We start from the raw sequence: 14,279 nt of genomic DNA on the forward strand, positions 1-14,279 counted from the left end.
GACACAATGCAATTCTTAAATCCTATCTATTTTGTATTAGCCATTTTCATAGGGGCAGTTATCTTATTTTATTTCTTTCGGAAGCAGTACACTGAAAAGACCGTTTCATCCAATCTGCTCTGGGAGCAGGTGATGAACGAATGGCAGGCTTCCCCTTGGCTGAAAAATCTTCAGCAGAATCTATTATTTTGGCTGCAATTATTGGCTCTGATCTTATTGATGCTGGCCCTTGTGCGCCCATTTTTGCTTGAAGATTCTTTAAAAGGAGAACATTTAATCATCATTATAGACCCATCCGCCTCTATGTCGGCTGAACACGGAGGAAAGAGCCGTTTTGAGATGGCAAAAGAGGAAATGCTTGACCTTGCCGGCAAACTTAATGGCCAGCAGGTAACCCTGATTAAAGCAGGAGAGAAAAATGAGATCCTATTAAGCCGTGAAGATGATCCAAATGCCATTCGCAGAACCATTGATGGGCTGAAACTTACTTATGAACATGAAAATATGGATAAAGCCATTCTTTTGGCAGGTTCCTTATCTTCTGGAAAAGACACAGCTCTTCATATTTTTTCAGATTCTGCTGTAAAGAATGATTTAATGGAGGAACTGGCTGGCCTATACACTGTTGCACATAATATCGGAGAGGGTGCAAGGAACGTCTCGCTGCAATCGTTTGGGACAGCTGCAGCTGGTGATGGTATCTCAGCCATTGCGGTGATAGAAAACCAGTCTTCCGAAAATATAGAAACAGGTTTTACCGTCCAATTTGAGGATGAAGTCTTGTTTGAACAAAACTTATCATTGAAAGCAAATGAACAAACAACCGTCCAAATTAAAAACCTGCCTGAAAAACCTTATTATGAGGCATCCGTTTCCATTAATGACGGCTACAGAGCAGATAATTTCGCAGCCTCTATTTACACAGACCCAAAACCAAAGGTATACACAATGGGGGATGTAAATCCGTTTGCGGTGAAGGGCTTTCAAACCATAGGAGCCGAATTGCTGCAGACGGATCCAGCTGCTCTCAAAGGTTTTGAAATGAAGGGTGTGGTTGTAGCAGAAGGAAGCACATTATCGGAACTTCCAGAGCTGCCAATGATCTTTTTTAACACAGGTAAGGAAAAAACAAAACTAAAAGAGGCAATTTCGGGGGATGAGGATCCTTTATTTGAATATGCAGACTTTGAGCGTGTGTATATCAGTTCCGTTTCCGCTGCATTGAAAGGAGAATGGGAGACTGTTTTGAAAAGTGGAGACATTCCTTTAATACAGAGGGGAATGCAGAATGGACAGCCAATTATTATTGTCAATTTCGATCTATCTGACACAGACTGGCCGCTCCTGCCAGGTTTTCCGATCTTTTTGTATAACTCTTACCAGTGGTTATCCCAACAATCAGATTTCCTTGGATATTTCAGCGCCGGAGAAGAGAGATGGATAAATATTGGCAAAGGAAATGGAAGATGGGAGATTTTCAATAATAAAGACGAAAATCTCTACTCCCTTGATTTAAACCAAGAAAACTTTAAAGCTCCTGTGATTCCCGGAACTTACCAGGCGGTATCAGGAAATCAAATTTATTATTTTTCTGTCCTTCTGGATGAAAGGGAGAAAAATGCAGAAATAGAAGAATCTTTCATAGTGAATGACAAATCATCTGAAAAAAACAGCATGATCCAAAGGCCCAACGAAAGCCTCTGGTTCTGGCTGGCTTTAATTGCTTTTATCCTGATTGCTATCGAATGGGAGGTATATCGCCGTGGGCATCGAGGTTAAATATCCCTTCCTGTTTCTGTTCCTGATTCCTGCTGTCATTATGGTTTTTTTGTTTATTCGAAATCACAGAGGAAAAGGCAACGAAAAATTTTGGATTGCCAGTCTAAGACTGGTCATTTTCTCATTGTTGATTTTTGCACTAACCGTCCCGCAGGTCCTCCTTCCGATTAAGGGGCAGACCGTCGTATATCTCGCAGACCGCTCTGCAAGCATCGGTTCAAATGATGAATCACTTGCCTGGATAGAAAACAGTGCCAGCAACAGGAAAAGTGAGGATCAATTTGCGGTGGCGGCTTTTGGCAAAAATGTAGTGCTTGAACAGAATTTGGGCAGGAACCGTGAAGCTATTACCGAATTTAACGGGAAAGCAGATGATTCTCAATCGAATCTGGAAGCAGGCCTGCAATTTGCCGCTTCACTCATTCCGAGGGATTCTTCTGGCAGAATTGTCTTGATGACGGACGGAAATGAAACGGCAGGCAAAAGCCTGGAGGCTGCCTCAGTTTTAAAGAATCGAAATATCCAGATTGACCATGTGCCATTAAGAACAGCAGCAGGTGACGATGTATCAATTTCAGAATTAAAGATGCCTCCATCACTTTATTTAGGAGAAGAGGCTCCGATTACAATAGAAGTTACCAGCAATATTGCCAAAGAAGCTGATATCAGATTATCTGTAAATCATAAAGAGGTTTTAAAGGAAAGCGTTCAAGTGAATGAAGGGAAAAATGTATATACCTTTACTCACAAGGCAGATACTGCAGGGTTAACGGTATATAAAGCAGAGATAGCTGCTGACCAGGACACCTTCTCTGAAAACAATACACTGCACTCGGTTGTTAATGTTAAGGGAACTCCTAAGGTCCTGATCGTACAAGGGAAGGACGCGGGTGATATTGCGAATCTGTTAAAAGGTTCCGGCCTGGAGACAGACACGGTTCTCCCAGAGAAGCTTCCAACCGTTCTCTCAGGGTATTTGCAATATCAGTCGATTATTTTTAATAATGTTCCTGCAACAGTTATCTCAGAGCATCAAATGACGCTGATGGAGAAGGCAGTTAAGGAATTCGGCACTGGTTTTATTATGTTCGGCGGTGAAGAAAGCTTCGGGCTGGGGGGCTATTTTAAAACTCCGATTGAGAAATTGCTGCCGGTGGATATGGATATCAAGGGCAAGAAAGAAATGCCTTCCTTAGGCCTGGTATTAGTTATGGACCGCTCTGGAAGCATGGCCGGTAATAAAATTGAATTGGCAAAAGAAGCGGCTGTCCGATCAGTGGAACTGCTGCGTGATGAAGATACACTCGGATTCATTGCATTTGATGACCGGCCATGGGAAATCCTTGAAACCGAGCCTCTCAAGGATAAAAAGAAGGCAATTGAAAAAATCAGATCTATAACTTCAGGCGGGGGGACAGAAATCTTTACTTCTCTGGAACAAGCCTACAGTGAGCTTGAAGAATTGCAGCTTCAGAGAAAGCATATTATTTTGCTGACAGATGGCCAATCTGCCACAAATGGAGACTATGAGCTTTTAATCGAAGGTGGGAAAGAGAAAAATATCACTCTATCAACTGTTGCACTTGGTCAGGATGCTGATAGAGGGCTTCTTGAAGATCTTGCGGGAATGGGATCAGGGCGTTTTTATGATGTTACAGACTCTTCCGTCATTCCGAGCATTTTATCACGTGAAACCGTAATGGCTACGAGAACCTATATCGAAGACAATCCATTCTTTCCAAGTGTTCAGCCCTACCCGGACTGGTCCTCACTCTTTGAAAAAGGTGTTCCAGAAATGAATGCCTATATAGCTGCTACGGCCAAGCCGCGAGCACAGGTGCCGCTGTTAAGCGAAAAAGAGGATCCTGTACTTGCTGAATGGCAATACGGAATGGGGCGGGCAGCTGCCTTTACATCCGACTCCTCGGGCAAATGGTCAGGAGATTGGGCCAGATGGGAAAAGTGGCCATCATTTATTAATCAGCTTGTCACCAAAACCCTGCCGCAATATGAAAGTGAACCATACAGGGTTGCTGTTGAGAATAAGGATGGCAATACAGTGCTCAGCCTGGAGTCTGCGGCAAGCAGATCTTTGCCAATTGAGGCATCCATCGTATCGGAAACGGGCGATCAGATAGAAGCCAATATTAGGCTTACTGCTCCAGGTAAATATGAGGCGGCAATGCCTGAAAGTGCAGGAATGTATTTTTTAAATATTAAACAGACAGATCAAAATGGGAATATACAGGTTCATCAGACTGGTTTTACTATTCCCTATTCAGAAGAGTATTTGCAAAAGGGAACAAATAAAGAGCATTTGGAGACACTCTCAAAAATGACTGGCGGCAAGGAGCTGAAAAGCGGAGAAGAAGCTTTCCGACCGCTGAAAAAACCAGCCAGCACCAAACAGCCAATCAGCGAATGGCTGCTTCTCGCTGCATTCCTGATCTTTTTTTCAGAAATCGCTTTAAGGCGCTTTGGCTTAACTGCTATCGCTGCGGGAATTTTGAAGAAAAACAGAAATAAAAAGGAAAAGCCAGAGGCTCCTATTAAAATTCAAAACCTTAAAGCTTCCGGGGAAAAAAAATCTCCTTCCGTGCAGATGCCTGATAAACTTCAAGGGGGAACTTCTGTAAAAGAAACACCGGAAAAAACAAAAGAAAAGAAGAAACCAAACCGGCCAAAACCTCCAGCAGAATCCTCGCCGAAAGAAAGAGAAGAACGCATGAAAAGGCTGCTGGATGCAAAAAACAGGAAAAAGTAAGTGGGATTTTTCAATAACGTATGCTGGATTTAGAAAAGTATTATAGATCGCTGAGCTGATTGCAGCGGAGGGCACTTGACTCCTGCTCAGAGGCTCCCCGCGGAAAGCCAAGTGCCCCGTACTGAAATCAACGGGCTAAATTATAAAGTGAAAATAAAATGAATAATTAACCCTGTAAAGATATTTTCTTGACATGCTATGAACTTCTATGTAAACTTACTTTGTAAAGGCTTTTCACTTAACAAGGGGGAATAGGGAATGCTCGAAAAAACAACGAGGATGAACTACCTATATGATTTCTATCAATCGTTGTTAACTCCTAAGCAGAGAAGCTATATGTCCCTGTACTACCTGGATGATTTTTCGCTTGGAGAGATTGCCGAGGAATATGATGTTAGCCGGCAAGCGGTATATGACAACATTAAAAGAACAGAAGCAATGCTTGAAGAGTATGAAGAAAAGCTATTATTATTTCATAAATTTCAAGAGCGCAGCAAGCTGATTGCAGAAATAAAAGTGATGCTTCAGGAAGGCTCCCCTTCCCGAGAAGCATTGGAAGAAGCAGTGGCAGAGCTTGAGAAATTAGATTAGGAGGCGGCATATATGGCATTTGAAGGATTGGCCGACCGACTGCAAAATACAATTCAGAAGATCCGCGGAAAAGGCAAAATCAATGAAGCGGATGTAAAAGAAATGATGCGTGAAGTCCGTCTCGCCCTTTTGGAAGCGGACGTAAACTTCAAAGTCGTCAAAGAGTTTGTCAAAAAAGTCAGCGAACGTGCTGTCGGACAGGAAGTATTAAAGAGCCTGACGCCAGGACAGCAAGTCATTAAGGTTGTTAAAGAAGAATTAACGGAACTGATGGGCGGAGAGCAAAGCAAAATTGCTGTCTCCAATCGTCCCCCGACTGTCATTATGATGGTCGGTCTTCAGGGTGCCGGTAAAACGACTACATCCGGAAAGCTTGCAAACCTGCTCCGCAAAAAGTATAACCGCAATCCGATGCTTGTTGCTGCAGATATTTACCGCCCTGCGGCGATTAAACAGCTCGAAACACTTGGCAAACAGCTTAATATGCCGGTCTTCTCCCTTGGTGATCAAGTCAGTCCTGTTGAAATTGCAAAACAGGCAATCGCAAAGGCAAAAGAGGATCATCATGATTATGTTCTGATCGATACAGCAGGAAGGCTGCATGTGGATGAAGCCTTAATGGATGAGCTAAAGCAAATCAAAGAGCTTTCCAATCCAGATGAAATATTCCTTGTTGTCGATGCAATGACTGGTCAAGATGCGGTTAATGTAGCGCAAAGCTTCAATGATCTACTGGGTCTTACTGGGGTTGTCCTGACGAAGCTGGATGGCGATACTCGAGGCGGTGCGGCTCTATCCATTAGATCCGTGACGAACACGCCGATTAAATTCGTCGGTCTTGGGGAAAAACTGGATGCGCTTGAAGCGTTCCATCCAGAACGGATGGCGTCCCGTATATTAGGTATGGGAGATGTCCTATCCCTAATTGAAAAAGCACAGGCCAATGTGGATGAAGAAAAGGCAAAAGAGCTTGAGCAGAAGATGCGCACGGCTTCTTTCACATTCGATGATTTTTTGGATCAGCTTGGTCAGGTCCGCAGCATGGGACCGCTCGATGAGCTGCTGAAAATGATGCCTGGTGCAAACAAAATTAAAGGCTTGAATAATATCCAAATAGATGAGAAGCAAATCACTCATGTTGAAGCGATTATTAAATCGATGACGAAGGAAGAGAAAACTCATCCGGAAATCATCAATTCAAGCCGCCGCAAACGGATTGCCAAGGGAAGCGGAAGAACCGTTCCTGAAGTAAACCGTCTGCTGAAGCAATTTGAAGACATGAAAAAGATGATGAAGCAAATGGCTGGCATGCAGCAAAAAGGCAAGAAAAAAGGCGGATTTAAGCTTCCTTTTAACCCTTTTTAAGCTGTCAGTAAAGCTTTTCATAAGATGTAAAGAAAAAAACCTTTACAAACTAATTAACTATCTGATATTATACTATCTTGTGTGAAACTATTCGGAGGTGCTTTTTAAAATGGCAGTAAAAATTCGTTTAAAGCGTATGGGTGCTCACAAAAACCCTTTCTATCGTATTGTTGTAGCTGATTCTCGTTCTCCTCGTGACGGACGTTTCATTGAAACAGTAGGAACTTACAACCCGGTTGCTCAGCCGGCGATCGTTGAAATCAATGAAGAGTTGGCTCTTAAATGGCTTCAGACAGGTGCTAAGCCATCAGATACAGTACGCAACCTTTTCTCTAAGCAAGGCATTATGGAGAAATTCCATAACGCTAAAAACGGTAAGTAATTCATTATAAGATGAAAGAGCTTATCGAAACGATTGTTAAGCCCCTTGTTGATTTTCCGGAAGATGTTCAAGTGAATGTCCAAGAAGAGGATCAGCGCGTAACCTATCAGCTTTCCGTCAACAAGAATGACATGGGGAAAGTAATTGGGAAGCAAGGGCGCGTTGCGAAAGCAATACGGACCGTTGTCTATGCAGCAGGTTCATCAGAACAAAAGAAGATCTTTTTAGAGATCATCGAATAATTATCCTGCACTGAGCAGGGTATTACCAAAAAAGGAGGGGCTTCCCCTCCTTTTTTTACAATCTAAAAAAATAAACATCGCCAACTAAGAATTTGACAGCAGTCAGTAAAGCCGTTTTTTAATCGGATCAATTTGGGAGGCGCTGTACATGAACATTATTCAATCGGTTACAGTTAAGCAGGTGCTGACAGAAAACAGCAAGAACGAACTGCTGGAAGGCTATATTGCCCAAAAAAAACAGCTGCAAAAAGAAAGTGATCAGTTGAGGTTTGAACTGAAAAAACAGGAAAAAACCAAAAAACTGCATCCGGCCAGTCTAAAAAAGCATTTTGAAAAGGAAATTCAAATGAGGCAGGAAAAAGTCCAGCTGCTCGATTTTCAAATAGAACAATTACATATGCTACCATTAGGAAGTGAATTAAAGGAAAAAGAAGTCCAGGCGATTATTGAGGTTCAAAAGGGTACCCGCTGGGAAGACATAGAAAAAGGGAAAACAATCATCATAAGAGATGGAATTGTTGATGAAATTCGCTAGAGGTGATAGTTAATGCAGAAATGGTTCAATGTAGGAAAAATCGTGAACACCCATGGCATTAAAGGAGAAGCAAGAGTCATCTCCAAGACAGACTTTGCAGAAGAAAGGTATAAGCCGGGAAATAAACTTTATTTGTTCATGCCTGACACAAAGGGTGATCCAATTGAGCTGACAGTGAAATCTCACCGTACCCATAAATCCTTCGATCTGCTTACCTTTGAAGGATACGAAAATATTAATGGGATTGAAAAAATGAAGGGCGGCATCCTGAAAATTTCAGAAGATCAGTTAGGCAATCTGGAAGAAGATGAATTTTACTACCATGAAATCATAGGGTGTACAGTTGAAACGCTTGATGGTGAAGAAGTAGGTAAAATCAAGGAAATTCTTTCTCCTGGAGCAAATGATGTTTGGGTAATCAAAGCAAAAGGCGGGAAGGATATTCTGATTCCGTATATTGCAGATGTTGTCAAGGAAGTTAATGTAGAAGACAAACTTGTGAAAATAAATGCGATAGAAGGATTGCTTTCATGATGAATATTGATGTGCTCACGCTGTTTCCTGAAATGTTTGAAGGAGTTTTTGGGCATTCCATTTTAAAAAAAGCAGCTGAAAATGAAGCAGTGAAATACAATGTGGTCAACTTTAGGGAATACGCCGACAATAAACACAAAACGGTAGATGATTATCCATATGGCGGAGGGGCAGGAATGGTTTTGAAACCGCAGCCCATATTTGATGCTGTAGATGATCTTCGCAGTAAAAGCGGGGCATCTCCGAGGGTTATTCTTCTGTGTCCTCAAGGAGAACGCTTTACACAGAAGAAAGCTGAAGAGCTTGCAAAAATGGATCACCTGATTTTTGTTTGCGGCCATTATGAGGGGTATGATGAAAGAATACGGGAACATGTGGTAACCGATGAAATTTCGATTGGTGATTTTGTGCTTACTGGAGGAGAGCTCGGAGCCATGGTCGTAATCGACAGTGTGGTCCGTTTGCTGCCTGGAGTATTGGGCAACGAAGAATCACATATGAAAGACTCTTTCAGCACAGGTTTTCTTGAACACCCTCATTATACCCGTCCGGCGGATTTCAGGGGAATTAAAGTGCCGGATGTCCTCATGTCAGGGAATCATCGCCTTATCGATGAGTGGCGAGCCAAAGAATCCTTGAGAAGGACGTATGTAAGGCGTCCTGATCTTCTTGAGCACTCTGAATTAACAAAAGAACAGCAAAAATGGCTGGAAGAAATAAAAAAAGAAGATAAATAACATTGAAGTTGCCGTCCAAGTATGGTATGATACTTTTTGTGACTTAGGCTGAACCTGTTCAGTTTACGTCTGATAAAGATGTTCCGCTGCAAACATATAGGTTGTGCATGAGCGTCTGCTGAGAGGAGTTGAAAACGATGCAAAAATTAATTGAAGAAATCACAAAAGAACAGCTTCGTACGGACCTTCCGTCTTTCCGTCCTGGTGATACTGTACGTGTACACGTAAGTATTGTTGAGGGAACTCGTGAGCGTGTTCAGGTATACGAAGGTGTTGTGATTAAGCGTCGTGGTGGTGGAATCAGCGAAACTTTCACAGTTCGTAAGATTTCTTACGGTGTAGGCGTTGAGCGTACATTCCCTGTACACACACCTAAGATTGCGAAGCTTGAAGTTATCCGCCGCGGTAAAGTCCGCCGTGCGAAACTTTACTACCTGCGTAACCTTCGCGGTAAAAAAGCTCGTATCAAAGAAATTCGATAATAAAGAAAAGAAGGAGCTTGATAATCAAGCTCCTTTTTCTTTCATGAAGCAGAATGCAAATAATATTACATAAATGTTAAATAATATATAAATGAGATTCCCATCGTGTTTATTAAGATGAATTTTTGTACAATAAACAATAGAAATCACTTACTGCGGTACATGCAGGGATATAAGCATAATTTTTGACGGAAGAATGGTGGGGAAGGCTATGGCAAAAAAGAAAAATGAATTGTGGGAATGGACAAAAGCTCTTGTAATTGCAGTCCTGTTAGCGGCAGTCATCAGATATTTTTTATTTGCGCCGATTGTGGTTGACGGCTTATCCATGATGCCAACATTGCATGATCAGGATCGGATGATTGTTAATAAGTTCAGCTATAAGATTGGAGAGCCGGAGCGCTTCGACATCATTGTATTCCATGCACCGGAAAACAAAGATTACATCAAAAGAGTAATAGGTCTTCCAGGAGATAAGATTGAATATAAAGATGATACTCTTTATGTAAATGGAAAAGCTTATGAAGAGCCATACCTGGATGAATATAAGAAGCAGGTAATTGACGGTCCGCTGACGGAGCCGTTTACTTTAAAAGAAAAGATAGGACAGGAAACAGTGCCAGAAGGCCACTTGTTTGTAATGGGTGACAACCGCCGCTTCAGCAAGGACAGCCGTCACATTGGCCCTGTTGCTATGGAAGAAGTCCTTGGCGATGCCGGAGTAATATATTGGCCTATAGAGGACATTCGAATCGTTGATTGATTCTTCCTATTGTAAATACATATTGGATGGAGGTGGCCAGCTGTGACGATACAGTGGTTTCCCGGCCATATGGCGAAAGCCCGCAGGCAGGTTACAGAAAAATTAAAACTGGTCGATATCATCTTTGAGCTCGTTGATGCAAGGATTCCTTATTCATCACGGAATCCGATGATAGATGAAATTATTCAGCACAAACCCCGGCTTGTTTTATTGAATAAAGCTGACATGGCTGATAAAGAAGCGACAAGAAAGTGGATCAAACATTTTGAAAATAAGGGCATAAAAGCGCTTGCGATAAACTCACAGGCGGGACAAGGCATGAAGGAAATAGTCTCCTCGTCTCAGGGAATTCTTCAGGAAAAGTTCGATCGAATGAAAGCGAAGGGTGTTAAGCCAAGAGCAATCCGGGCAATGATTGTAGGTATTCCAAACGCAGGAAAGTCCACCCTTATCAATCGCCTGGCCAAAAAGAATATAGCCAGGACAGGAAATACTCCCGGCGTTACGAAAGCCCAGCAATGGATTAAGGTAGGGAAAGAGCTGGAGCTTCTCGATACCCCTGGAATCCTATGGCCTAAATTTGAAGATCAGGAAGTAGGTCTTAAGCTTGCTCTGACTGGAGCAATAAAAGATACTATATTAAATCTTCAGGATGTTGCAGTATATGCCCTCCGCTTTCTCGGCGACAAATATCCAGATCGCCTGAATGAGCGATATCAGCTTGATGAAATCCCGGAAGATATTGTTGAAGTATTTGATAAAATTGGCAGGCTGCGCGGCTGTCTGATGGGCGGCGCAGAAATTGATTATGATAAGGTAACAGAGCTCGTAATCAGAGAATTCCGTGCTGAAAAATTGGGGCCAATCACTTTGGAACTGCCTGAAGAAATGGCTGTTCGGGGTGAAGCTGAATAATTTAGATGAAGACCTTCTGTCCACAGGAGGCCTTTATTTTTTTGAAAAAATGCCGATACATACCATAGATTGAAAAGGAGAAGGCCATGGAAAAGTTAACTATCCGCCAAATAGAAGAAAAGATCAAAACAATTAAATTAGAGGATGACCCCTTCCTTCACTCTATAAAACACGATGACAGAAAAGGCGTACAGCAGCTTTTAGCAAAATGGAATTCCCGAAAGCTGCAGCAAAAGAAGATATTTGAAAAGCATATAGAAATGACCCGGTATGAAGTTCGGTACAGGAGCCAGGGTTTTCAGTTTATTGCTGGAATTGATGAAGTAGGCAGGGGGCCTCTTGCAGGGCCAGTGGTAGCTGCAGCAGTTATTTTGCCTGAAGACTTCTGCCTGCCGGGTTTAGATGATTCAAAAAAAGTGCCTGAGAGGAGAAGAGAAGAATTTTTTGAGTCAATTAAGGCTAAGGCTGAAGCAGTCAGCATTGGAATCATTGAGCCTGAAGAAATTGACCGCATCAATATATTTGAAGCGACTAAAAAAGCAATGTTATCAGCAATTGAAGGGCTGAACCCAAAACCAGACTTCCTGCTGGTAGATGCCGTAAAACTTTTAACGCCTTACCCAATGGAAGCAATCATTAAGGGAGATGGCAAAAGCATATCGATTGCAGCGGCCTCTATCATAGCTAAAGTCACGCGAGACAGAATGATGGCTGAAATAGGTGCAGAGTTTCCCCAGTATGGATTCGAGAAAAATATGGGCTATGGGACGAAAGAGCATCTTGAAGCCATAACAAATCATGGAATTTCTTCTTATCATCGAAAGAGCTTTGCGCCAATAAAAGATCTTATTAGTGAAATAGAATAGAAGGTGAAGGCATGAAGCCGTCTGATATTATCCAAAGAATAATAAGGAATGACCAGAACAATGCAGTAAAAACAGCTGCATTTAGGCCTGGGCAAATTGTCAGCGGAAGAATAGTTAAGCTATTTCCAAACCAGAGGGCAGAGGTGCACATCGGGTCTCATAAGGTGATTGCGCAGCTTGAAACCCCTTTGTCAGCCAACAGCAGATATTGGTTTAAAGTTGAGCCAGATGAAGGAATGCTGCGCTTAAAGGTAATGGAATCAGCAAACAGACCAGGTACGTCAGCTCCGGCTGAAAGCCTTCTAAGCCAGCTTGGAATGCAGTTATCCAGAGAAAATAAAATGCTAATTCAATTTTTTCTTAAAGAACAGCTTCCAATAACAGCTGAAACTTTAAAAATGGCATCTGAATGGATCAAGGAAAGCCAATCTGCTGAAGATGGCCTGAGGACAGTAAAAGAGCTGATTGTAAGGCAGCTTCCTTTATCAAAGAATATTTTTTTAGCGCTATCCTCAGTCTTGCATGGTGATACTCTTTCTTCGCTTATGGGAGAATTACAGGAAGAGTTAAGAGATGCTGATTTATCACCCAAAGGGCAGCGATTATATTCGCTCCTTGGGGATCTGATAACGACTTCAAGAGAAAAACTGGGCCAGCAGGCGATATTCCGATTGTTTTCTGAGTGGCTGGATACAAAAAACCTGGCAAGTTCACACACTGCTTTCCAGCTCCTGAAAGTATTGGGGCTGATGCCGGGTGAAGCAGATGAGGATGCGGCTCTAAAGCAGCTTACGGAAGGAAGCCTCCAAAATAAACCGATTAGTCATGTCCTGACAGAACTTCTGAAAGCAAACGAATCGGAAAACAGGCAGGAATTTATATTGAACTTTGCCAAGCTCAATGGGATTATTTCACAAAGATCGGAAAGCATTGGACAAGCTCAAACATTAGAAACCTTATTCAAAGATATTCGAAATGGAAAGATTTCTTTTCCTGCAGAAAAGAATCTGCTTAACGCCCTTTTCAAATCAGCTCTTTCTCACACATTAAACGCTGATTTGGGCCAATTATTGTCAGGTGAACCTGAGTTTAAGCAGGCTGCTGTTCAGGCGGGGATATTACTGGCCGGTGAGAAACCTTCGGCAGCAGCGGCTCTCACTCTGCTGGAAAAGACAATGCTGGATGAACTGAAAAATATCATGCGAACAGAGTTGAATTTCACATATGACCAGGGGAATATTCAAAGTGAATTGAAGAGAATAATCAGAACATTGGGGCTTTCTCATGAACATGACGTTCTAAATTTAATAAAACATCACGATGAGGAAGCCGCCGAAAAGCTGGACACCCTTAAACCGCTCCTAATGGGCCTCTTAAATGAAGAAACATCACATTCAGCTAAAGATGCAGCCGAACGGCTACTGCATAAATTAACCGGCTTTCAGGCTCTCTCACAGGAATCTGGCCCCTTGCAGCACTATATCTTTCAGCTGCCGGTTTCCTTATGGGGGAAGATCACCGATTTGACAATGCAATGGAGCGGCAGGAAAACGGAAAAGGGAAAAATTGATCCCAGCCATTGCCGGGTAATATTTTATTTGAATTTGGAACATCTAAATGAAACGATTGTCGATCTTCAAGTCCAAAATAGAATCATAAATATTTCAGTTATTAATGAGAACAAAGAAATAAAGGACTTAACAGCTCCATTTGCCGCTGACTTAAAAGAAAATCTTTTGAAAATAAATTATAAGCTGTCCTCAGTTTCCTTCCAAAAGCCGGAGTCTGCGGGAGATACACTTTTGGCAAGGGAAACAATGACATCGATTGTGCAATCAAATCAATTCAGCGGAGTAGATATAAGGATATGAAAAAAGATCATGATAGACAAAGGAAAGAAGCGATAGCATTAACCTATGATCCTGTGAATCAGGTTGCTCCAAAAATATCTGCAAAAGGAAAGGGACTGGTTGCTGAGAATATCCTTGCAAAAGCTAAGGAACATGATATTCCGGTTCAGGAAGATCCGGCCCTTGTGGAGCTTCTGGGCAAGCTTAATATCAATGAGGGAATACCAGAAGAACTTTATCAGGCTGTTGCTGAGGTGTTTGCTTTCATCTACAGGGCTGATCAGGAAGCTGGGAATAAGGAAATTAAAAAATAATCTATTCTGGTAAACCAATATGGTTCTTTCTCATCAAATCATTTCGAAGGGGAGAGAGCGGGATTTTACTTGAGTCTAATAGAAAAGAAAACTGTCGAAAAGGCGGTTTTTCTTTATTTTAAAAAAATGTTTTTATAATAAATAATGTTCAAAACAGGTA

At 42.1% G+C, this 14,279-nt stretch carries 15 protein-coding genes; all 15 read left to right on the top strand.

The window, feature by feature from the left end; translation table 11 throughout:
• Positions 1-6: 6 nt before the first annotated feature.
• The 15 genes from ACXAD1_RS07680 to ACXAD1_RS07750 all read left to right on the top strand — a co-directional run bounded on the left by ACXAD1_RS07680 (position 7) and on the right by ACXAD1_RS07750 (position 14,119).
• Complete coding sequence (locus tag ACXAD1_RS07680; protein ID WP_474909771.1) at positions 7-1,779, top strand: vWA domain-containing protein; 1,773 nt, start codon at positions 7-9, stop codon at positions 1,777-1,779.
• Positions 1,763-4,543, top strand: a complete 2,781-nt coding sequence (locus ACXAD1_RS07685) for a VWA domain-containing protein (RefSeq protein ID WP_474909772.1) — start codon at positions 1,763-1,765, stop codon at positions 4,541-4,543. The genes ACXAD1_RS07680 and ACXAD1_RS07685 overlap by 17 nt, the downstream gene beginning before the upstream one ends.
• Before the next feature lie 258 nt (positions 4,544-4,801).
• The gene (locus ACXAD1_RS07690; protein WP_009330786.1) at positions 4,802-5,134 is read left to right on the top strand and encodes a putative DNA-binding protein; all 333 of its coding nucleotides are present in this window, start codon (positions 4,802-4,804) and stop codon (positions 5,132-5,134) included.
• 12 nt (positions 5,135-5,146) lie between these two features.
• A complete protein-coding gene (gene ffh / locus ACXAD1_RS07695; RefSeq protein ID WP_474909773.1) occupies positions 5,147-6,499 on the top strand; it encodes a signal recognition particle protein in 1,353 nt (450 codons plus the stop codon).
• Positions 6,500-6,608: 109 nt separating this feature from the next.
• Positions 6,609-6,881 carry a 30S ribosomal protein S16 gene (rpsP, locus tag ACXAD1_RS07700; RefSeq protein WP_009330784.1) on the top strand — a complete coding sequence of 91 codons (273 nt, stop codon included), beginning with the start codon at positions 6,609-6,611 and terminating at the stop codon, positions 6,879-6,881.
• Between the two features lie 11 nt (positions 6,882-6,892).
• Positions 6,893-7,123 carry a KH domain-containing protein gene (locus ACXAD1_RS07705; RefSeq protein WP_009330783.1) on the top strand — a complete coding sequence of 77 codons (231 nt, stop codon included), beginning with the start codon at positions 6,893-6,895 and terminating at the stop codon, positions 7,121-7,123.
• Positions 7,124-7,271: 148 nt separating this feature from the next.
• Positions 7,272-7,658 (top strand): YlqD family protein, encoded by a 387-nt coding sequence (locus tag ACXAD1_RS07710; protein WP_206836325.1) that lies wholly within the window; start codon positions 7,272-7,274, stop codon positions 7,656-7,658.
• A 12-nt stretch (positions 7,659-7,670) separates the two neighbouring features.
• Entirely contained in the window at positions 7,671-8,192 is a 522-nt protein-coding gene (rimM, locus tag ACXAD1_RS07715; protein ID WP_206836328.1) for a ribosome maturation factor RimM, read from the top strand.
• Positions 8,192-8,929, top strand: coding sequence for a tRNA (guanosine(37)-N1)-methyltransferase TrmD (trmD, locus tag ACXAD1_RS07720; protein WP_206837649.1), 738 nt, complete (start codon positions 8,192-8,194; stop codon positions 8,927-8,929). Before rimM ends, trmD begins: the two co-directional genes overlap by 1 nt.
• A 137-nt stretch (positions 8,930-9,066) precedes the next feature.
• On the top strand, positions 9,067-9,411 hold the full coding sequence (rplS, locus tag ACXAD1_RS07725; RefSeq protein ID WP_009330779.1) for a 50S ribosomal protein L19: 345 nt from the start codon (positions 9,067-9,069) through the stop codon (positions 9,409-9,411).
• 211 nt (positions 9,412-9,622) lie between these two features.
• A complete protein-coding gene (lepB, locus tag ACXAD1_RS07730; RefSeq protein WP_035328928.1) occupies positions 9,623-10,174 on the top strand; it encodes a signal peptidase I in 552 nt (183 codons plus the stop codon).
• Between the two features lie 42 nt (positions 10,175-10,216).
• Positions 10,217-11,089: a ribosome biogenesis GTPase YlqF gene (gene ylqF, locus ACXAD1_RS07735; RefSeq protein ID WP_370222805.1), complete on the top strand. Its 873-nt coding sequence runs from the start codon at positions 10,217-10,219 to the stop codon at positions 11,087-11,089.
• Between the two features lie 86 nt (positions 11,090-11,175).
• A complete protein-coding gene (locus ACXAD1_RS07740; RefSeq protein WP_474909774.1) occupies positions 11,176-11,955 on the top strand; it encodes a ribonuclease HII in 780 nt (259 codons plus the stop codon).
• An 11-nt stretch (positions 11,956-11,966) separates the two neighbouring features.
• Complete coding sequence (locus ACXAD1_RS07745; RefSeq protein WP_474909775.1) at positions 11,967-13,826, top strand: hypothetical protein; 1,860 nt, start codon at positions 11,967-11,969, stop codon at positions 13,824-13,826.
• Positions 13,823-14,119, top strand: a complete 297-nt coding sequence (locus tag ACXAD1_RS07750; protein WP_370222801.1) for an EscU/YscU/HrcU family type III secretion system export apparatus switch protein — start codon at positions 13,823-13,825, stop codon at positions 14,117-14,119. The genes ACXAD1_RS07745 and ACXAD1_RS07750 overlap by 4 nt, the downstream gene beginning before the upstream one ends.
• Positions 14,120-14,279 lie beyond the last annotated feature (160 nt).

This window comes from Cytobacillus sp. ABV4_503, assembly GCF_056158445.1.